This is a genomic window from Pseudomonas sp. LAM2023 (genome assembly GCF_016620375.1).
In the GTDB taxonomy this organism is placed as follows: domain Bacteria; phylum Pseudomonadota; class Gammaproteobacteria; order Pseudomonadales; family Pseudomonadaceae; genus Aquipseudomonas; species Aquipseudomonas anuradhapurensis.
In genome coordinates this window covers 828,433-848,048 of sequence record NZ_JAENHV010000015.1, presented here as the reverse complement: position 1 = coordinate 848,048, position 19,616 = coordinate 828,433, and the positions used below count along the sequence as shown (strand labels likewise).

Here is a 19,616-nt window from a genome sequence, read left to right as displayed (position 1 = left end):
CTGGAAATCTGGTTATGGGGCAGGGCGGTTACAGCGTGTTCAGCGGAATCTTCAGGTAGCTGACACCGTTCTCTTCTGGCGCGGGCAACTGGCCGCTGCGCATGTTCACCTGCACCGACGGCAGGATCAGCACCGGCATATCGAGGGTCTTGTCACGGGCTTCGCGCATGGCGACAAAGCTGTCCTCGTCGACCCCTTGGTGGATGTGGATATTGCTGGCGCGTTGCTCGGCCACCGTGGTGACGTATTGCATGTCGCGGCCACCGGGCAGGTAGTCATGGCACATGAACAGCAGCGTCTGGTCAGGGAAGGCCAGCAGGCGGCGGATCGAGCGGTACAGGGTGCGCGCATCGGCCCCAGGGAAGTCACAACGAGCGGTGCCGTAGTCGGGCATGAACAGCGTATCGCCGACAAACACGGCGATCTCGCCTGCGTCCTCGATCATGAAGCTCATGCACGCGGGAGTGTGCCCTGGGGTGTGCAAGGCACGGGCATGCAGGTTGCCGATGCGAAAGCCTTCTTCGTCCTCGAACAACGCATCGAACTGGCTGCCATCGCGAGCGAAGCCAGGCTCGGCGTTGAACAACGCACCAAACACTTTCTGCACCTGGGTGATGTGTGCGCCGATGCCGGTGTGGCCACCCAGTTTCGCCTTCAGGTAAGCCGCTGCCGAAAGGTGGTCGGCGTGTACATGGGTTTCCAGTATCCATTGCACGCTGGCTTCAAGCTCGGCCACGCGCTGGACCAGGCGGTCTGCCGAAGCGGTGCAGGTGCGTCCGGACTTCGGGTCGTAGTCCAGCACACTGTCGATCAATGCGCACTGGCGCGTTTCACGGTCCATGACCAGGTAGCTGATGGTCGAGGTCGCCTGGTCATAGAAGGCGTCCACGTGCAGGTTGTTGCCGATGATCATCACGTTCTCCAAATTTTCCGCCCAGCCTTGTACAGGCGTAGGCAGTGAAAGGAGCTTTATCAAGATGCATGCCAGGCATTTTCCTACGAGCAGACCAATGAAATCGGCTTGTTATTGACAGCGCTTACTGCTACTGGCAGCACGGGCTGGCAGTCGACTGTCAGCCAATGGCAGTATTTGGCAGTCCTTGTTACCCTGCGCCGGTAAACCTACCGGTGTCCCCATGCCTGAAACCCACCCGCTCATCCTCGCCCTGGTTTCCTATCTCGAGCACGATGCCCTGCCAACCATCGTGCTGGACACCGACTACAACATCCTAGCCGCCAATGCCGCCTATCGCCGCCAGTTCGGCCACCACGACCAGGCGCCGCTGGGTGAAAAGTGCCATAAGGTCTCGCATCACTATGCCGTGCCTTGTGACCAGGCCGGCGAGCATTGCCCGATGCGCAAGGCATGGCACAGCAAGCAGCCAGAGCGGGTCTTGCACATTCATCACACGCCACGCGGGCCCGAGCATGTGGATGTCGAGTTACGTCCGATCCTGGATGAACAGGGCAGGGTAGTGGCCTTCGTCGAACGCCTGACCAGCATTACCCTGGCCTCGGCACAGCCACAGGAACAAGGGCTGGTGGGGCGCGCCCCTGCATTCAAGGCTGCCCTGGTCAGCCTGCAACGGGCAGCGCCAGCGCAGATTCCGGTGTTGCTGCAAGGTGAGTCGGGTACCGGCAAGGAACTGTTTGCCCGCGCGGTGCACATGGGCAGCCCCAGGGCGAATGGGCCATTGGTGGTGGTCGACTGTACCGGCCTGACTGAATCACTGTTCGAGAGCGAGTTGTTCGGCTACGAGAAGGGGGCGTTCACCGGCGCCAACCAGCGCAAGATCGGCCTTGCGGAAGCTGCCCATGGCGGAACCCTGTTCCTCGATGAAATTGGTGAAGTGCCGCTGGCGATGCAGGTGAAGCTGCTGCGCCTGATCGAGTCTGGCAGTTTCCGTCCGGTGGGTAGCCTGCGCACGGTGCATTCGGATTTCCGCCTGGTGTCGGCCACCCACAAACCGCTCAGGCAAATGGTTGCAGACGGCAGCTTCCGCGAAGACCTGTACTACCGCATCAGCGGCTTCCCGATCCGCCTGCCGGCCTTGCGCGAGCGAGTGGAGGACCTGCCTCTGCTCGCGCAGAGCCTGCTTCAGCGCATGGCTGGCAAACCGACACCCACGCTGAGCGACGATGCCTTGCAGCAGCTTCGGCTGCATCCGTTCCCGGGTAATATCCGCGAGCTGCGCAACATCCTTGAACGGGCGCGGTTGTTTGCCGATGACGGGCTGATCCAGCCGGAACATCTACCCGAGGACATAGGGCCAACTGCAGCAGTCTTGGGCAGCGGCCGGCGCAATCACCTGGGTGAGCTGGCGCAGGCGCTGGAACACTTCAAGGGGTCGCGCAGTGAACTGGCCCGTCACCTCGGCTTGAGCGAACGCACGCTGTACCGCCGCTTGAAGGAGCTCGGCCTGAATTGACGCATTGCTGGCGGCGCCATCCGTCGGCAGGCCGAAAGAAAGGCACAAAACAGTACCGAATCATCTGCCGGACCTATTCTCCAGCAGGCGGTTACCACCATCGACAATCAACCTAGTGCCGGTTATGTAGCTGGCTTCTGGCGAGGCGAGGAAAGCGACGGCAGCCGCCACCTCCTCAGGGCGGCCAGGTCGTCCGAGCGGAACATGGCTACCAGCCTCTAGCTCGTCACTGCTGCTGGACGCCGTGGCGATCCAGCCAGGGGCAACAGAGTTCACGGTAATCCCCAGGTGAGCGACCTCTAGCGCAAGGGCCATGTTCATGCCCACCATGCCCGCTTTGGCCGCACTGTACGCCGCTTCGCCTGGGTTACTGGCGATTGTGCCGGTGGTTGAGCTGATGTTGACCACCCTCCCATAGTTCCGGCGTTGCATCGCAGGCAGTAGGCCGCGGGTCAGGAGAAAGGCAGTGGTCAAGTTCCTTGCGATCGACTGTTCCCATATCGACAGGCTCATCGCCGCTAGTTCGGCGAAGGGTTCGGGGCTACCTTGCGCGGCCATGCCAGCATTATTGACCAGAATATCTACCCGTCCCCACAGCGCAAGGGCCCAGTCGCAAAGCTCCACGACCTGCTGTTCATCCGTCAGGTCAGCCACACGACCTTCTACCTGCAAGCCTTCCGCACGCAGTTCGGCCACTCGTGCATGGATACGGGAACTGCTGGCAGTGATTATGAGCTTGGCGCCCCGCTGGCCAAGGCAGCGCGCAATGGCGATACCTATGCCTTTTTCACTGCCGGCACCGCTGATCAAAGCTACTTGAGATGGCCACTGAGTCGACATGAAAAGCTCCCGTTGAGGAAAGTTATTCGCGTGAAGAGTCTATTCAAGAAATCCGGATCGTGCGTCCGCCCCGGGACCCAAGGCTGCGGGGAAGAATGGCGCGCCATAGAAATCTGGCAAAAAAAAAGCCCGCGGATGCGGGCTTTTCTTTTTATCTAACCTGATCAGAAATCCAGGTTCGATACCGACAGCGCATTGCTTTCGATGAAGTCACGACGCGGCTCGACCGCATCGCCCATCAGGGTGTTGAAGATCTGGTCGGCAGCGATGGCGTCTTCGATGGTCACCTTGAGCATGCGACGAACAGCCGGATCCATGGTGGTTTCCCAAAGCTGGTCCGGGTTCATCTCACCCAACCCTTTATATCGCTGGATGGTATGGCGCTTGGTGGTCTCGTTCATCAGCCAGTCCAGGCCTTCCTTGAATTCGACGATCGCTTTGCGGCGCTCACCACGCTGCACGTAGGCGCCTTCACCCAACAGGCTGGACAGCTTGGCACCGATGTTGACCACGGTCCGGTAGTCATTGCTGCCGAAGAAGTCGCGGTTGAAGGTGACGTAGCTGGCCAAGCCGTGAGAGGTGATTTCCACCTCGGGCAGCCATACATTGCGTTCCTTGTCCTCACGCAGGCTGGCTTTGTAAACCAGGCCAGACTTCTGGCTGTTGCTTAGACGCTCCTGGAACTTGGCCAGCCAGGCTTGCATCACCGCGTGGTCACCCAACTGCTCAAGGGTCACCTCCGGCAAGTAGATGAAGTGCTCGGTCAGCTCTTCCGGGTACAGGCGCGACAGACGCTTGAGGGTCTTCATGACGCTACGGAATTCGTTGACCAGCGCTTCCAGTTGCACACCGGAAACCGCTGGCGCCGACTCGTCCAGGTGCAGGCTGGCATCTTCCAGGGCCGACTGGGTCATGTACTCTTCCATGGCCTCGTCGTCCTTGATGTACTGCTCCTGCTTGCCCTTCTTCACTTTGTACAGCGGCGGCTGGGCAATGTAGATGTAGCCACGCTCGACCAGCTCCGGCAACTGACGGAAGAAGAAGGTCAGCAACAGGGTACGGATGTGCGAACCGTCAACGTCAGCATCGGTCATGATGATGATGTTGTGATAGCGCAGCTTGTCGATGTTGTACTCTTCGCGGCCGATACCACAGCCCAGCGCAGTGATCAGCGTGCCAACTTCCTGGGACGAGATCATCTTGTCGAAGCGTGCTTTCTCGACGTTGAGGATCTTGCCCTTCAAAGGCAGGATCGCCTGGGTACGACGGTTGCGGCCCTGCTTGGCCGAACCACCCGCAGAGTCACCCTCCACCAGGTACAGTTCGGAAAGGGCAGGGTCCTTCTCCTGGCAGTCCGCCAGTTTGCCCGGCAGGCCGGCGATATCCAGCGCCCCTTTGCGGCGAGTCATTTCGCGGGCTTTACGGGCAGCTTCGCGCGCTCGCGCCGCGTCGATCATCTTGCCAACGACGGCCTTGGCCTCGTTCGGGTTTTCCAGGAGGAAGTCGGCGAAGTACTTGTTCATCTCCTGTTCCACGGCGGTTTTAACCTCCGAGGAGACCAGCTTGTCCTTGGTCTGCGAGCTGAACTTCGGGTCCGGTACCTTCACCGAGATGATCGCGGTCAGGCCCTCACGAGCGTCATCGCCAGTGGTTGCCACCTTGTTCTTCTTGGCCAGGCCTTCCTGCTCGATGTAGCTGTTAAGGCTACGAGTCAGAGAGGAACGGAAGCCCACCAGGTGCGTACCACCGTCACGCTGAGGAATGTTGTTGGTGAAGCACAGCAGGTTTTCGTTGAAGCTGTCATTCCACTGCAGGGCAACTTCCACGCCTACGCCATCATCGCGCTGGACATTGAAGTGGAACACCTGCGAGTTCACCGGGGTCTTGTTGGTGTTCAGGTATTCGACGAATGCACGCAGGCCGCCTTCGTACTTGAAGAACTCTTCCTTGCCGCTGCGCTCATCCTTCAGCAGGATGCCCACGCCCGAGTTGAGGAACGACAACTCACGGATACGCTTGGCCAGGATGTCCCAGCTGAAGTGAATATTCTTGAAGGTTTCGGCCGACGGTTTGAAGTGGATGTGGGTACCCGTGGTTTCGCTGTCGCCAACCACCGCCATAGGAGCCTGGGGAACGCCATGGACGTAGGTCTGCTCCCAGATCTTGCCGCTACGGCGAACAGTCAGTACCAGTTTCTCGGACAGGGCGTTCACCACGGAAACACCTACGCCGTGCAAGCCACCGGATACCTTGTAGGAGTTATCGTCGAACTTACCGCCGGCGTGCAGTACGGTCATGATGACTTCAGCTGCGGAAACGCCTTCTTCCTTATGCACGTCGACCGGAATGCCGCGACCGTTGTCGCGCACACTGATGGATTCGTCCGGGTGGATAATGACGGTGATGTCGTCGCAGTGACCGGCGAGGGCTTCGTCGATGGAGTTGTCGACCACCTCGAAGACCATGTGGTGCAGGCCGCTACCATCATCGGTGTCGCCAATGTACATGCCGGGACGCTTGCGTACGGCATCCAAACCTTTCAGCACCTTGATGCTGGAGGAGTCGTACGTTTGATTTTCGCTCATGCCTTCACTCCCGATGGTCGTGGGTCTGGGTGATACGGCCTTGTTCCACGTGGAACAAAGCAACTGGCGTTTCCGTCTGCCAGCCTTCCCTCAGTAATTCGTGATCTACACAGGTGATGAACACCTGGCAGCGTAATTCTTCAAGCAAGCGGCACAGCGCGCGGCGATGCTGGTCATCCAGTTCGGACGGCAAGTCATCCACGAGATAAATACAGTGACCGCGGCGAGCCTGACTAACGAGGTGGCCTTGGGCAATGCGCAAGGCACACACCACCAGCTTTTGCTGACCACGCGACAGAATGTCGGCTGCGTTGTTGGCAGCCAGACGAAGACGCAGATCAGCGCGCTGCGGACCGGCCTGGGTGTGGCCCATCTGCTGATCGCGAAGGAGAGAGGAGGCGAGTACTTCTTGCAGTTCCCGGTCCTTATCCCAGCCTCGGTAGTAGCTCAGGGTCAACCCGTCCAGCTCGACCAGTTCGCTCAGGGTTCGCTCGAAGACGGGCTTCAAGGCCTTGATGTAGTTGCGACGGTATTCATCTATTTCCGCGCTGGCCAGGCACAACTCCCGATCCCAGGCGGCTTGCGAAGCTGGGTCAAGTGTACCATGACGCAACCATGAGTTCCGCTGCCGCAGCGCCTTCTGCAGCCGCTGCCAAGCTGGCAGGAAACGAGGTTCCACGTGGAACACTCCCCAATCCAGAAACTGCCGCCGAATCTTCGGGGCACCTTCCAGCAAGCGGAAGCTGTCCGGATTAATGAGCTGAAGCGGCAGCAATTCAGCCAACTGTGCTGCGCTGCGTGCATTCTGCCCATCGATACGAATAGTGAACTCCCCTTGCCGCTCCCGAGATACGCCCAGGTTGCTGCTGCCGCCCTCGGCCAATTGCACTTCACCAAATACGGTACAGGCAGGCTGTTCGTATTGAATGACCGGGTTCAAGCGGGTACTGCGGAAAGAGCGCGCCAGCCCGAGCAGGTGCACAGCTTCGAGCACACTGGTCTTGCCGCTACCGTTGGCGCCGTAAAGGATGTTGATGCGGGGAGAGGGTAAGAGTGTCACCGGGTGCAAGTTGCGCACCGCGGTGACCATGATACGTCGAAGGGACATTTCGCCTGCTACGGGTTACAGGCGCATCGGCATGACAACGTAGGAAGAATCGTCGTTACCCGCTTCCTGCAGCAGCGCACTGCTGTTGGAGTCGGACAGGATCAGACGAACTTGCTCGGTAGTCATTACGCCCAGCACATCCAGCAAGTAGCTGACGTTAAAGCCGATTTCCAGCGAGCTACCGTCGTAGTCCACGCTGATTTCTTCTTCAGCTTCTTCCTGCTCAGGGTTGTTGGCCTGGATTTTCAACTGACCAGCTGCCAGCTGCAGGCGAATACCGCGGTACTTTTCGTTGGAAAGAATCGCAGTACGGCTAAACGCTTCGCGCAACGCCTGGCGGTCACCGACCACAAGCTTGTCACCGCCTTTTGGCAGAACCCGCTCGTAGTCCGGGAACTTGCCGTCCACCAGTTTGGAGGTGAAGGTGAATTCACCGGTGGTGGCACGAATGTGGTGTTGGCCGAGGACGATGCTGACCATACCTTCCGGATCGGTGAGCAGGCGTGCCAGCTCGAGGATACCTTTACGCGGCACGATCACCTGATGGCGCTCATCCTGCTCGATCGGCGCGCTCATGGAGCACAGCGCCAGGCGGTGGCCGTCGGTCGACACTGCACGCAGAGTATTGCGGGACACTTCCAGCAGCATGCCGTTGAGGTAGTAGCGCACATCCTGCTGGGCCATGGCGAAGCTGGTGCGTTCGATCAGGCGGCGCAGTTTGCTTTGTTCCAGGTTGCAGGTCAGCGAGCCCGGGCCTTCTTCGACGGTCGGGAAGTCATTGGCTGGCAGAGTCGACAGGGTAAAGCGGCTGCGGCCGGCCTTGACCAACAGTTTCTGCTCGTCAACCTTGATATCGATCAGGGCGTCGTTCGGCAGGCTTTTGCAGATGTCCATCAGCTTGCGAGCTGGAACAGTGATTTCGCCAGGCTCGGCTGGCTCTTCCAGTTGCACGCGGCCTACCAGTTCGACTTCCAGGTCGGTACCGGTCAACGACAGTTGCTGGCCTTGAACGACCAGCAATACGTTGGACAGCACCGGCAAGGTCTGACGGCGCTCGACGACACCGGCGACCAGTTGCAGGGGTTTCAACAGGGCTTCGCGTTGAATGGTGAAATGCATGGTCTAGTCCCTTGCCTTCAATTAGCTGCGCAGACGGCCATCAGGTCGTCAGCGTCCGCAGCAGGTTCTTGTAGTCCTCGCGGATGTCCGCGTCGGATTCCTTCAGTTCATTGATCTTGCGGCAGGCGTGCAGCACGGTCGTATGGTCGCGACCACCGAACATGTCGCCGATTTCGGGCAGACTGTGGTTGGTCAGCTCCTTGGACAGTGCCATGGCCACCTGGCGCGGACGCGCGACAGAACGCGAACGCCGCTTGGACAACAGATCGGAGATCTTGATCTTGTAGTACTCGGCGACGGTACGCTGAATGTTATCCACACTGACCAGCTTGTCCTGCAGCGCCAGCAAGTCCTTGAGCGATTCACGAATCAATTCGATGGTGATGTCGCGGCCCATGAAGTGCGAGTGAGCGATCACCCGTTTCAATGCGCCTTCCAGCTCACGGACGTTGGAGCGAATACGCTGGGCAATGAAGAACGCGGCGTCATGCGGCAGCTCGACCTTGGCCTGGTCGGCTTTCTTCATCAGGATCGCCACGCGGGTTTCCAGCTCGGGTGGCTCGACTGCCACCGTCAGGCCCCAACCGAAGCGCGATTTCAGGCGTTCTTCCAGGCCTTCGATCTCCTTGGGGTAGCGGTCAGAGGTAAGAATGACCTGCTGACCACCCTCGAGCAGGGCGTTGAAGGTGTGGAAAAACTCTTCCTGCGAGCGCTCTTTCCGGGCAAAGAACTGGATATCGTCGATCAGCAACGCGTCCACCGAGCGGTAGAAGCGCTTGAATTCGTTGATGGCGTTGAGCTGCAGTGCCTTGACCATATCCGCGACGAAACGCTCCGAATGCAGGTACACGACCTTGGCGTTCGGGTTCTTTTTCAACAGGTGGTTACCCACAGCATGCATGAGGTGGGTCTTACCCAGGCCCACGCCCCCATAAAGGAAGAGCGGGTTGTAGCCATGCTTGGGGTTGTCGGCCACCTGCCAGGCAGCAGCTCGCGCCAGCTGGTTCGACTTACCTTCGACGAACGTGTCGAAGGTAAAGGTGCGATTCAGGTAGCTGGTGTGCTTGAGCGCGCCTTCGACCTGCACGGTACGTTGTTCGGTCCGGGTGCTGGCGGCTGACTGCGAAGCCGGTTCGGCCATGGAATCGAAGCTGTCACGCAAGGACGGTTCGGCCAACTCATCGACCAGCACAGGCTCAGCCGCTGCCACTGCAACCGGTTCGACCGCTGCCGGCACTGCCTTCTGGGTCTGGCTCTGTGCCTGGGTATTGGCCAGCGATGCCGCAACCGCAGCACTCACTGGCGCGTTAGGTGCAGCACGTGGTGCCGAGCTGCGGCGGCTGCCGATCAACAAGGAAAGGGCAGGCGCGATGCCGCTGCCGTTTTCGCCCAACAGTTCGAGCAAGCGCCCCAGGTACTTTTCATTGACCCAATCGAGAACGAAACGGTTAGGCGCATAGACGCGCAACTCGTCGCCTTCGGCTTCGACCTGTAGCGGACGGATCCAGGTGTTGAATTGCTGGGCAGGCAGTTCATCGCGCAGAAGCTCCACGCACTGCTGCCAAAGTTCCACTGACACGGATTTCCCCTGAGTTTGAAAGCCGGATGAGGCAAAAACAAACCGCCATTGTACCGGTCGAGCGCCCAGTTATCCACATGTGGACACGTTAGGAGCCATGACAAAACAGCCATTTATCGACCAAAACGGCTTCGCCTCGGTGTGAATAAGCCCTGTGGATAAACGCCCTTGAGGGCTATGCACAACCCTGAGCGTCACCCTGTTGATAACTCATCTGTGGATAACGACTGATTTAATCCACAGCTTTCGACCACGAACAAAACAAGCGCAGCACCGGTTGAAAACACAGTTATGAAACGCTGCACGCATTGATTTTACTGGGCTACACAAGGTTATCCACAGAAGGTTATCCACCTAAGATCTATAAGTTCTTCAGAAAAGCTTTTTATATGTCTCTTCTTTTTTTCATGTTGTCCCCAATGTCGCTGTCCGATCAAGCACCTTGGTGATGCCAGATTGAGCCACCGTCCATCACACGCTCTATATGGAAAGGCTGGTTGGAAATTGACCTATGGGCTTGCTTTCTCTAGAATCGCCGGTCTCTTAAAAAGGGGGCCATCCCGGCCCGTCGTCGACAAACCAGGTAACACGCCATGAAACGTACTTTCCAACCAAGCACCATCAAGCGCGCGCGCACCCACGGCTTCCGTGCCCGTATGGCTACCAAGAACGGCCGCGCTGTTCTGTCGCGTCGTCGTGCCAAAGGCCGTAAGCGTCTGGCCATTTGATTTTTCGGCACAGGTGGTGAGTCAGGACTTCAGTCGGGAAAAGCGACTGCTTACACCCCGGCATTTCAAAGCGGTCTTCGACTCCCCAACCGGCAAGGTTCCAGGGAAAAACCTGCTGATCCTTGCTCGCGAGAACGGCCTCGATCACCCACGCCTAGGCCTGGTAATCGGAAAGAAGAGCGTCAAGCTCGCCGTTCAACGCAACCGCCTCAAGCGCTTGATGCGCGATTCCTTTCGTCTGAACCAGCATTTGCTTGCCGGGCTGGACATCGTGATCGTCGCGCGCAAGGGATTGGGTGAGATAGAAAACCCGGAATTGCACCAACACTTTGGCAAACTCTGGAAACGCCTGGCGCGCAGCCGGCCCGCTCCAGCAGTTACCGCCGATTCCGCAGGGGTAGACAGCCAAGATGCGTAAACTGGCCCTCGTTCCGATCCAGTTTTACCGTTACGCCATTAGTCCTCTGATGGCCAGTCACTGTCGTTTCTTCCCCAGTTGCTCCTGTTACGCTTATGAAGCCATTGAAAACCACGGCCTCTGGCGTGGTGGGTGGCTAGCCGTTCGTCGCCTGGGGCGTTGTCATCCGTGGAACGACGGCGGTTTCGATCCCGTTCCTCCCGCTCCTTCCTCCCGAACTTCTTCGATAGCCGAGTAATCATGGATATTAAACGCACGATCCTGATCGTCGCCCTGGCAATCGTGTCCTACGTCATGGTCCTCAAGTGGAACCAGGACTACGGCCAGGCTGCCCTGCCGACTCAGAATACTGCTGCCAGCACTGTTGCCCCGGGCCTGCCGGATGGCGTACCGGCCGGTAATGCCGGCGCCAGCGCCGATGTGCCGAGCGCCAATGCCGAAACCAGCGCTGCCGAACTGGCACCGGTTGCGGTCAGCAAGGACCTGATCCGGGTCAAGACCGATGTCCTGGACCTGGCTATCGATCCGGTCGGTGGTGACATCGTCCAGCTGAACCTGCCGAAGTTCCCACGTCGCCAGGACCACCCGGAGATTCCGTTCCAGCTGTTCGATAACGGTGGCGAGCGTGTCTACCTGGCACAAAGCGGCCTGACCGGTGTCAACGGTCCGGACGCCCGCCCAACTGGCCGCCCGCTGTACGCTGCCGACCAGAAGGGTTACCAGCTGGCTGATGGCCAGGACCAACTGGTGGTCGACCTGAAGTTCAGCGACAACGGTGTCAACTACATCAAGCGCTTCAGCTTCAAGCGTGGTGAGTATGACCTGACCGTCACTTACCTGATCGACAACCAGAGTGGCCAGGGCTGGAACGGCAACATGTTTGCCCAGCTCAAGCGTGATGCCAGCTCCGACCCGTCGTCGAGCACTGCCACCGGCACTGCGACCTACCTGGGCGCTGCCTTGTGGACAGCTTCCGAGCCTTACAAAAAGGTCTCGATGAAGGACATCGACAAAGGTAATTTGAAAGAAAACGTGTCCGGCGGTTGGGTTGCCTGGCTGCAGCACTACTTCGTGACCGCCTGGATTCCGGCCAAGTCGGACAGCAACGTTGTCCAGACCCGCAAGGACAGCCAAGGCAACTACATCATCGGCTACACCGGCCCGGCCCTCAGCGTGCCTGCTGGCGGCAAGGTTGAAACCAGCGCGATGCTGTACGCCGGCCCGAAAATCCAGTCCAAGCTGAAAGAGTTGTCCCCAGGCCTGGAACTGACCGTCGACTATGGTTTCCTGTGGTTCATTGCCCAGCCGATCTTCTGGCTGCTGCAACATATCCACAGCCTGCTGGGTAACTGGGGCTGGTCGATCATCGTCCTGACCATGCTCATCAAGGGTCTGTTCTTCCCGCTGTCGGCTGCCAGCTACCGCTCGATGGCGCGCATGCGTGCCGTTGCACCGAAGCTTGCTGCGCTCAAGGAACGCTTCGGTGATGATCGCCAGAAGATGTCCCAGGCGATGATGGAGCTGTACAAGAAAGAGAAGATCAACCCGCTGGGCGGCTGCCTGCCGATCCTGGTACAGATGCCGGTATTCCTGGCCCTGTACTGGGTACTGCTGGAAAGCGTGGAAATGCGTCAGGCCCCGTGGATGCTGTGGATTACCGACCTGTCGATCAAGGATCCGTTCTTCATCCTGCCGATCATCATGGGCGCCACCATGTTCATCCAGCAGCGCCTGAACCCGACCCCACCGGATCCGATGCAGGCCAAGGTGATGAAAATGATGCCGATCATCTTCACCTTCTTCTTCCTGTGGTTCCCAGCCGGTCTGGTGCTGTACTGGGTTGTGAACAACTGCTTGTCGATCGCGCAGCAGTGGTACATCACCCGCAGCATCGAAGCAGCCACCAAAAAAGCTGCTGCTTGACAGGCTACTGCGCTAGCCTGTGAATAAAAACGCCCCCTAGTGGGGCGTTTTTGCTATCTGTCGTTTTGTCGTAGAGGCTTTCGAGCATGAACATTGTGCGTGAAACCATCGCTGCCATCGCCACCGCCCAGGGCCGCGGCGGTGTCGGTATTGTCAGGTTGTCCGGCCCTCTGGCTGCCAAGGCCGGGCAGCTGATAACCGGCCGTACGCTGACCCCGCGGCATGCGCACTACGGCCCGTTCCGCGACGAGGAAGGGCTGGTGCTGGACGAAGGGATCGCGCTGTTCTTCCCCGGGCCGAATTCGTTCACCGGTGAGGACGTGCTCGAACTGCAGGGCCATGGTGGCCCGGTGGTCCTGGACATGTTGCTGCAGCGCTGTGTACAAGTTGGCTGCCGCTTGGCCCGCCCGGGCGAATTCAGCGAGCGCGCGTTCCTCAACGACAAACTCGACCTGGCCCAGGCTGAAGCCATCGCTGACCTGATCGAAGCCAGCTCAAGCCAGGCGGCGCGCAATGCCCTGCGTTCGCTGCAGGGGGAATTCTCGAAGCGTGTGCATTCCCTGACCGAAGCGTTGATTGCCCTGCGGATTTACGTCGAGGCGGCAATCGACTTCCCTGAGGAGGAGATCGACTTCCTGGCTGATGGCCACGTCCTGTCGATGCTCGATGCAGTACGCCTGGCGTTGTCCACAGTACAACGTGAAGCCGGGCAGGGCGCCTTGTTGCGTGACGGCATGACCGTGGTCATCGCCGGGCGGCCGAACGCCGGCAAATCGAGCCTGCTGAACCAGCTGGCCGGGCGGGAAGCTGCGATCGTCACTGATATCGCCGGTACCACCCGGGACATCCTGCGTGAACATATCCACATCGACGGTATGCCGCTGCATGTCGTCGATACCGCTGGCCTGCGCGACACCGACGACCATGTGGAAAAGATCGGTGTGGAACGCGCACTGAAAGCCATTGGCGAGGCCGACCGAGTGCTGCTGGTGGTGGATTCGACCGCGCCCGAGGCCAGCGATCCCTTCGCCCTGTGGCCGGAATTTCTCGACCAGCGGCCAGACCCGGGCAAGGTCACGCTGATCCGCAACAAGGCCGACCTGAGTGGTGAGCCGGTGGCGCTTGAGCAGTGTGATGACGGGCATGTGACGATAACCCTTAGCGCCAAAGGGGACGACCTGGGGCTGCAACTGTTGCGTGACCACCTGAAGGCCTGCATGGGCTATGAGCAGACAGCCGAAAGTGGTTTCAGCGCTCGTCGACGCCACCTGGATGCCTTGCGTCAGGCCAGCGAGCATCTGGATCATGGCCGTGCCCAACTGACGCTGGCCGGGGCAGGCGAGCTGTTGGCAGAAGACCTCCGCCAGGCACAGCAGGCCTTGGGCGAGATTACCGGGGCATTCAGCTCTGACGACCTGCTAGGGCGGATCTTCTCCAGTTTCTGCATCGGCAAGTAATCCACAACCAGGCAAGGCCAAGGGCCGCTCCTTCGGGAGCGGCTTTTTTTTGCCCTGAATTTCATCACAGCAGATGCCCGTAGCCAGGCGAACGGAGTGTCTGTGGGAACGGGCCTGCCCACGAAGAACGCCTCACAAAGCCTGAGATTCTGTAGCTGTACCGATATTTCGCGGTCTCGCCCGCTTTCTCCTTGTCTGTACCTGGCCGCTATCTCGATGATTTTCCTGCTCGAGGTTGAAAACGCGTTCAGGAGCCCTGTGGAAAACTCGGCTTCAGCTCCGTTGATAAGCAGGCTTTTTTTCTGAGGACAAACCGCCCTGTGGGTAAACAGGCATTTAATCCACAGGCTAAATCGCGTTATCCAGAGCCCTCATGGCCCTCCAGCCACAGGGTTTAATTTCTCTCGAAGTAGCGTGAATCATGGGCTGTGTGAGTTTATCCACAGATAAGGCTGTGCATAAGAATAAACATAAAAACAAAGCTTTTTTAAATTTTTCCTCTTTGATTTTTGTTGTCTGCCATTCATCCACAGACTGGTCAAAATTTGCTCAGACGGTTTCTTTAAAGGGGGTGAAGTCCCTATACTTGTCCGCTTACCTTCTCTATTCGCAAAAACAGGCACGAGGTGCGTGGTGGATTTCCCTTCCCGTTTTGAAGTGATCGTCATCGGCGGCGGCCATGCCGGTACCGAGGCTGCGCTTGCGTCTGCACGCATGGGTGTGAAAACCCTGCTGCTGACCCATAACGTGGAAACCCTCGGTCACATGAGCTGCAACCCCGCCATCGGTGGCATTGGCAAAAGCCATCTGGTCAAAGAGATCGATGCCCTCGGCGGCGCCATGGCGTTGGCCACCGACAAGAGCGGCATCCAGTTCCGCGTTCTGAACAACCGCAAGGGCCCGGCCGTACGCGCTACCCGTGCACAGGCCGACCGCGCCATCTACAAGGCAGTGGTGCGTGAAATCCTGGAAAACCAGCCAAACCTGTGGATATTCCAGCAGTCCTGCGACGACCTGATCGTCGAACAGGACCAGGTCAAAGGCGTGGTGACCCAGATGGGCCTGCGTTTCTTCGCCGAATCGGTGGTATTGACCACCGGTACCTTCCTCGGCGGCCTTATCCACATTGGTCTGCAGAACCATTCAGGTGGTCGCGCAGGTGATCCGCCTTCGATCGCCCTGGCCCACCGCATGCGTGAACTGCCGCTGCGCGTCGGGCGCCTGAAAACCGGTACGCCGCCACGCATCGACGGCCGTTCTGTGGATTTCTCGGTGATGACCGAACAGCCAGGCGATACACCGATTCCGGTGATGTCGTTCATGGGCAATGCCGAGATGCATCCGCGCCAGGTGAGCTGCTGGATTACCCACACCAACGCCCGCACCCACGAAATCATTGCCTCGAACCTTGACCGGTCGCCGATGTACTCGGGTGTGATCGAAGGGGTCGGCCCGCGCTACTGCCCGTCGATCGAAGACAAGATCCACCGCTTCGCCGACAAGGAAAGCCACCAGGTGTTCATCGAGCCGGAAGGCCTGAACACCCATGAGCTGTACCCCAACGGTATTTCCACTTCGCTGCCGTTCGACGTGCAGCTGGAACTGGTGCGTTCGATCCGCGGTATGGAAAACGCCCACATCGTGCGCCCGGGCTATGCCATCGAGTACGACTACTTCGACCCGCGCGACCTCAAGTACAGCCTCGAAACCAAAGTCATCGGCGGCCTGTTCTTCGCTGGCCAGATCAACGGCACCACCGGTTACGAAGAAGCCGGCGCCCAGGGCCTGCTGGCCGGTACCAACGCCGCCCTGCGGGCGCAGGGCCGTGACAGCTGGTGCCCGCGTCGCGACGAGGCCTACATCGGTGTGCTGGTGGACGACCTGATCACCCTGGGTACCCAGGAGCCGTACCGCATGTTCACGTCACGTGCCGAGTACCGCCTGATCCTGCGCGAAGACAACGCCGATCTGCGTCTGACCGAAAAGGGCCGTGAACTTGGCCTGATCGACGACCAGCGCTGGGCCGCCTTCTGCGCCAAGCGCGACGGCATCGAGCGTGAGGAACAACGCCTGAAATCGACCTGGGTACGGCCGAACACCGAGCAAGGCCAGGCCATTGTGGATAAGTTCGGTACCCCGCTCAGCCACGAGTACAGCCTGCTCAACCTGCTGGCCCGCCCGGAAATCGACTACGCCGGTCTGATCGAGGCGACCGGCGGCGAAGCGATCGATCCACAGGTCGCCGAACAGGTCGAGATCCGCACCAAGTACGCCGGCTACATCGACCGGCAGCAGGATGAAATCGCTCGCTTGCGTGCCAGCGAAGACACCCGCCTGCCTGTGGATATCGATTACTCGGGCATTTCCGGGCTGTCCAAGGAAATCCAGGGCAAGCTGGGCCAGACCCGTCCGGAAACCCTCGGCCAGGCTTCGCGCATTCCTGGCGTCACTCCGGCGGCGATTTCCCTGTTGCTGATTCACTTGAAGAAACGCGGCGCTGGCCGCGAATTGGAGCAAAGCGCTTGAGTTCCCTGGTCACCCCGCAACACGCTGAAGAGTTGTCCACAGGTGCGCGCCAGCTCGGTGTCGAGCTGAGCGCCGAGCAGCACGAAAAGCTGCTCGGCTACCTGGCCCTGTTGATCAAATGGAACAAAGCCTACAACCTGACTGCCGTGCGCGACCCCGACGAGATGGTGTCGCGTCATCTGCTCGACAGCCTCAGCGTCATGCCGTTTATCCACAGCGAACGTGACAACTGGCTGGATGTCGGCAGTGGCGGCGGCATGCCTGGCATCCCATTGGCTATCCTGCATCCGCACAAGCGGGTGACGGTGCTGGATGCCAACGGCAAGAAGACGCGCTTCCTGACCCAGGTGAAAATGGAACTCAAGCTGGACAACCTCACGGTTATCCACAGCCGGGTCGAGGCCTTCCAGCCGGCGCAACCGTTCAACGGGATCATCTCCCGCGCTTTCAGCAGCATGGAAAATTTCACCAACTGGACCCGCCACCTGGGCGACACCGGGACGCAATGGCTTGCAATGAAGGGGCTGCATCCTGCCGATGAACTGGTAGCATTGCCCGCAGACTTCACAGTGGAAAGCGAGCAGGCCCTGACCGTTCCAGGTTGCCAGGGCCAGCGCCATCTGCTGATACTGCGCCGCAAGGCATGACTGGGAACACACGCAACAATGGCTAAGGTATTCGCAATCGCGAACCAGAAGGGTGGTGTGGGCAAGACCACCACCTGTATCAATCTCGCTGCCTCGCTGGCCGCAACCAAGCGTCGTGTGCTGCTGATCGACCTCGATCCGCAAGGCAACGCTACCATGGGCAGCGGTGTGGACAAGCACGAGCTCGAACACTCGGTCTACGACCTGTTGATCGGGGAATGCGACCTGGCCCAGGCCATGCATTACTCCGAGCACGGTGGTTTCCAGTTGCTGCCGGCGAACCGTGACCTGACTGCCGCCGAAGTGGTGCTGCTGGAAATGCAGGTCAAGGAAAGCCGCCTGCGCAACGCCCTGGCACCGATCCGCGACAACTACGACTACATCCTCATCGACTGCCCGCCGTCGCTGTCGATGCTGACGCTCAACGCCCTGGTCGCCTCGGATGGCGTGATCATCCCGATGCAGTGCGAGTATTACGCGCTGGAAGGTCTCAGTGACCTTGTGGATAACATCAAGCGCATCGCTGCCCGGTTGAATCCGGAGCTGAAGATCGAGGGCCTGCTGCGGACCATGTACGACCCGCGGCTGAGCCTGAACAACGATGTTTCGGCGCAGCTGAAGGAGCACTTCGGCCCGCAGCTGTACGACACGGTCATTCCGCGCAACATTCGCCTGGCCGAGGCCCCGAGCTTCGGCATGCCGGCCCTGGCCTACGACAAGCAATCGCGCGGCGCGCTGGCGTATCTGGCCCTGGCCGGGGAACTGGTCCGCCGCCAACGCCGTCAATCACGCACTGCACAAACAACTTAAGGAATCCGTATGGCCGTCAAGAAACGGGGTCTCGGACGTGGGTTGGATGCACTGCTCAGTGGTCCTTCCGTCAGCGCGCTCGAAGAGCAGGCTGTGAAGATCGACCAGAAAGAACTGCAACACCTGCCGGTCGAGCTGATCCAGCGTGGCAAGTACCAGCCGCGCCGGGACATGGACCCGGAGGCGCTGGAAGAGCTTGCGCACTCGATTCGCAACCATGGCGTGATGCAACCGATCGTGGTGCGCCCGATCGGCGACAACCGCTACGAGATCATCGCCGGTGAGCGCCGCTGGCGTGCTACCCAGCAGGCTGGCCTGGACAAGATCCCGGCCATGGTCCGCGAAGTGCCCGACGAAGCTGCCATCGCCATGGCGCTGATCGAGAACATCCAGCGCGAAGACCTCAACCCGTTGGAGGAGGCCCTGGCGCTGCAGCGCCTGCAGCAAGAATTCGAACTCACCCAGCAGCAGGTGGCCGACGCCGTAGGCAAGTCGCGGGTAACCGTGGCCAACCTGCTGCGCCTGATCACCTTGCCTGAGGCGATCAAGACCATGCTCGCCCATGGCGACCTGGAGATGGGCCACGCGCGTGCATTGCTCGGGCTGGAAGAAGGCCGTCAGGAAGAGGGGGCGCGTCATGTTGTCGCACGCGGCCTCACCGTGCGCCAAACCGAGGCACTGGTTCGTCAGTGGCTCAGCGACAAACCTGATCCGGTCGAGCCGAGCAAACCTGATCCGGATATCGCACGCCTTGAACAGCGTCTCGCAGAGCGCCTGGGCTCGGCCGTGCAGATCCGTCATGGCAACAAGGGCAAAGGCCAGTTGGTTATTCGCTACAACTCGCTTGACGAGTTGCAAGGTGTGCTTGCTCACATCCGCTGAAACAATTCCTGTTGTAGCGTGCAGTCGGAAATCACTACGAAGAGTTGAATAGGGGTTAATCCACCCCTATACTCTGCGCGCATTTTGTCGGCACAAATTATGCCAAGTCATAGCTGACTTGTTGGTCGACTTCCGAGGAGCAGTTGTGATGGAAATCCGCACGCCAAACCGCCTGCCTTTCCATCGCTGGGCGGTTTTTCCGGTACTGCTGGCTCAATTCGTCGTACTGCTGCTGGCAACCTTGGTTTTGTGGCAGTGGAAAGGGGCGGTCAGTGGATATTCAGGCCTTTGCGGAGGTTTGATTGCCTGGCTACCCAATGTGTACTTCGCCTGGAAGGCTTTTCGCTTCAGCGGAGCCCGGGCGGCACAAGCCATCGTCAAGTCGTTCTACGCTGGCGAGGCAGGCAAGATGATTTTGACGGCAGTGCTTTTTGCACTGACCTTCGCAGGAGTGAAGCCATTGGCGCCGTTAGCAGTATTCGGCGTCTTCGTGCTGACCCTTTTGGTCAGCTGGTTCGCGCCCCTGCTGATGAATAAAAGACTTTCGAGACCTTAGGGCGTTTGA

At 59.4% G+C, this 19,616-nt stretch carries 17 protein-coding genes; 11 read left to right on the top strand and 6 right to left on the bottom strand.

What is annotated here, in order from left to right; translation table 11 throughout:
• Positions 1-28: 28 nt before the first annotated feature.
• Positions 29-913 carry an MBL fold metallo-hydrolase gene (locus tag JKP78_RS09455; RefSeq protein WP_186683915.1) on the bottom strand — a complete coding sequence of 295 codons (885 nt, stop codon included), beginning with the start codon at positions 911-913 and terminating at the stop codon, positions 29-31.
• 223 nt (positions 914-1,136) lie between these two features.
• On the opposite strand from JKP78_RS09455, the gene JKP78_RS09450 reads away from it, so the two are divergent.
• Positions 1,137-2,429 (top strand): sigma-54 interaction domain-containing protein, encoded by a 1,293-nt coding sequence (locus JKP78_RS09450; RefSeq protein WP_200626585.1) that lies wholly within the window; start codon positions 1,137-1,139, stop codon positions 2,427-2,429.
• A gap of 60 nt (positions 2,430-2,489) precedes the next feature.
• On the opposite strand, the gene JKP78_RS09445 is transcribed toward JKP78_RS09450, so the two are convergent.
• The 5 genes from JKP78_RS09445 to dnaA form a co-directional block, all read right to left on the bottom strand.
• Complete coding sequence (locus tag JKP78_RS09445) at positions 2,490-3,269, bottom strand: SDR family NAD(P)-dependent oxidoreductase (protein ID WP_200626584.1); 780 nt, start codon at positions 3,267-3,269, stop codon at positions 2,490-2,492.
• A gap of 164 nt (positions 3,270-3,433) precedes the next feature.
• Positions 3,434-5,854: a DNA topoisomerase (ATP-hydrolyzing) subunit B gene (gene gyrB / locus JKP78_RS09440; protein ID WP_170027529.1), complete on the bottom strand. Its 2,421-nt coding sequence runs from the start codon at positions 5,852-5,854 to the stop codon at positions 3,434-3,436.
• A 4-nt stretch (positions 5,855-5,858) separates the two neighbouring features.
• Positions 5,859-6,962, bottom strand: a complete 1,104-nt coding sequence (gene recF, locus JKP78_RS09435; protein WP_170027527.1) for a DNA replication/repair protein RecF — start codon at positions 6,960-6,962, stop codon at positions 5,859-5,861.
• 15 nt (positions 6,963-6,977) lie between these two features.
• The gene (gene dnaN, locus JKP78_RS09430) at positions 6,978-8,081 is read right to left on the bottom strand and encodes a DNA polymerase III subunit beta (RefSeq protein WP_170027525.1); all 1,104 of its coding nucleotides are present in this window, start codon (positions 8,079-8,081) and stop codon (positions 6,978-6,980) included.
• A gap of 40 nt (positions 8,082-8,121) precedes the next feature.
• A complete protein-coding gene (dnaA, locus tag JKP78_RS09425; protein WP_186683927.1) occupies positions 8,122-9,660 on the bottom strand; it encodes a chromosomal replication initiator protein DnaA in 1,539 nt (512 codons plus the stop codon).
• A 593-nt stretch (positions 9,661-10,253) separates the two neighbouring features.
• Here dnaA and rpmH point away from each other — a divergent pair.
• From rpmH to JKP78_RS09375, 10 genes are all read left to right on the top strand, one after another.
• Positions 10,254-10,388, top strand: coding sequence for a 50S ribosomal protein L34 (gene rpmH, locus JKP78_RS09420; RefSeq protein ID WP_003253163.1), 135 nt, complete (start codon positions 10,254-10,256; stop codon positions 10,386-10,388).
• Positions 10,389-10,401: 13 nt separating this feature from the next.
• The gene (rnpA, locus tag JKP78_RS09415) at positions 10,402-10,806 is read left to right on the top strand and encodes a ribonuclease P protein component (protein ID WP_170034354.1); all 405 of its coding nucleotides are present in this window, start codon (positions 10,402-10,404) and stop codon (positions 10,804-10,806) included.
• Positions 10,799-11,044 carry a membrane protein insertion efficiency factor YidD gene (gene yidD, locus JKP78_RS09410; protein WP_075046823.1) on the top strand — a complete coding sequence of 82 codons (246 nt, stop codon included), beginning with the start codon at positions 10,799-10,801 and terminating at the stop codon, positions 11,042-11,044. The genes rnpA and yidD overlap by 8 nt, the downstream gene beginning before the upstream one ends.
• Before the next feature lie 2 nt (positions 11,045-11,046).
• Positions 11,047-12,729: a membrane protein insertase YidC gene (gene yidC, locus JKP78_RS09405; protein ID WP_200626583.1), complete on the top strand. Its 1,683-nt coding sequence runs from the start codon at positions 11,047-11,049 to the stop codon at positions 12,727-12,729.
• A gap of 86 nt (positions 12,730-12,815) precedes the next feature.
• Entirely contained in the window at positions 12,816-14,186 is a 1,371-nt protein-coding gene (mnmE, locus tag JKP78_RS09400) for a tRNA uridine-5-carboxymethylaminomethyl(34) synthesis GTPase MnmE (protein ID WP_200626582.1), read from the top strand.
• A 633-nt stretch (positions 14,187-14,819) separates the two neighbouring features.
• Entirely contained in the window at positions 14,820-16,712 is a 1,893-nt protein-coding gene (gene mnmG / locus JKP78_RS09395) for a tRNA uridine-5-carboxymethylaminomethyl(34) synthesis enzyme MnmG (protein ID WP_186683930.1), read from the top strand.
• Positions 16,709-17,359: a 16S rRNA (guanine(527)-N(7))-methyltransferase RsmG gene (gene rsmG / locus JKP78_RS09390; protein ID WP_170033985.1), complete on the top strand. Its 651-nt coding sequence runs from the start codon at positions 16,709-16,711 to the stop codon at positions 17,357-17,359. The genes mnmG and rsmG overlap by 4 nt, the downstream gene beginning before the upstream one ends.
• Positions 17,360-17,377: 18 nt before the next feature.
• On the top strand, positions 17,378-18,169 hold the full coding sequence (locus JKP78_RS09385; RefSeq protein WP_060499722.1) for a ParA family protein: 792 nt from the start codon (positions 17,378-17,380) through the stop codon (positions 18,167-18,169).
• A 9-nt stretch (positions 18,170-18,178) separates the two neighbouring features.
• On the top strand, positions 18,179-19,051 hold the full coding sequence (locus tag JKP78_RS09380) for a ParB/RepB/Spo0J family partition protein (protein ID WP_170033983.1): 873 nt from the start codon (positions 18,179-18,181) through the stop codon (positions 19,049-19,051).
• A gap of 148 nt (positions 19,052-19,199) precedes the next feature.
• Positions 19,200-19,607 carry a F0F1 ATP synthase subunit I gene (locus tag JKP78_RS09375; protein ID WP_008092225.1) on the top strand — a complete coding sequence of 136 codons (408 nt, stop codon included), beginning with the start codon at positions 19,200-19,202 and terminating at the stop codon, positions 19,605-19,607.
• Positions 19,608-19,616: the final 9 nt, after the last annotated feature.

What these genes read in the sequence shown, in the direction of transcription:
- recF (WP_170027527.1), bottom strand. Translation starts at nt 6,962, where the DNA reads ATGTCCCTTCGACGTATCATGGTCACCGCGGTGCGCAACTTGCACCCG.
- gyrB (WP_170027529.1), bottom strand. Translation starts at nt 5,854, where the DNA reads ATGAGCGAAAATCAAACGTACGACTCCTCCAGCATCAAGGTGCTGAAA.
- JKP78_RS09380 (WP_170033983.1), top strand. Translation starts at nt 18,179, where the DNA reads ATGGCCGTCAAGAAACGGGGTCTCGGACGTGGGTTGGATGCACTGCTC.
- JKP78_RS09385 (WP_060499722.1), top strand. Translation starts at nt 17,378, where the DNA reads ATGGCTAAGGTATTCGCAATCGCGAACCAGAAGGGTGGTGTGGGCAAG.
- JKP78_RS09450 (WP_200626585.1), top strand. Translation starts at nt 1,137, where the DNA reads ATGCCTGAAACCCACCCGCTCATCCTCGCCCTGGTTTCCTATCTCGAG.
- yidC (WP_200626583.1), top strand. Translation starts at nt 11,047, where the DNA reads ATGGATATTAAACGCACGATCCTGATCGTCGCCCTGGCAATCGTGTCC.
- yidD (WP_075046823.1), top strand. Translation starts at nt 10,799, where the DNA reads ATGCGTAAACTGGCCCTCGTTCCGATCCAGTTTTACCGTTACGCCATT.
- JKP78_RS09455 (WP_186683915.1), bottom strand. Translation starts at nt 913, where the DNA reads ATGATCATCGGCAACAACCTGCACGTGGACGCCTTCTATGACCAGGCG.
- dnaN (WP_170027525.1), bottom strand. Translation starts at nt 8,081, where the DNA reads ATGCATTTCACCATTCAACGCGAAGCCCTGTTGAAACCCCTGCAACTG.
- JKP78_RS09375 (WP_008092225.1), top strand. Translation starts at nt 19,200, where the DNA reads ATGGAAATCCGCACGCCAAACCGCCTGCCTTTCCATCGCTGGGCGGTT.
- rpmH (WP_003253163.1), top strand. Translation starts at nt 10,254, where the DNA reads ATGAAACGTACTTTCCAACCAAGCACCATCAAGCGCGCGCGCACCCAC.
- mnmE (WP_200626582.1), top strand. Translation starts at nt 12,816, where the DNA reads ATGAACATTGTGCGTGAAACCATCGCTGCCATCGCCACCGCCCAGGGC.
- JKP78_RS09445 (WP_200626584.1), bottom strand. Translation starts at nt 3,269, where the DNA reads ATGTCGACTCAGTGGCCATCTCAAGTAGCTTTGATCAGCGGTGCCGGC.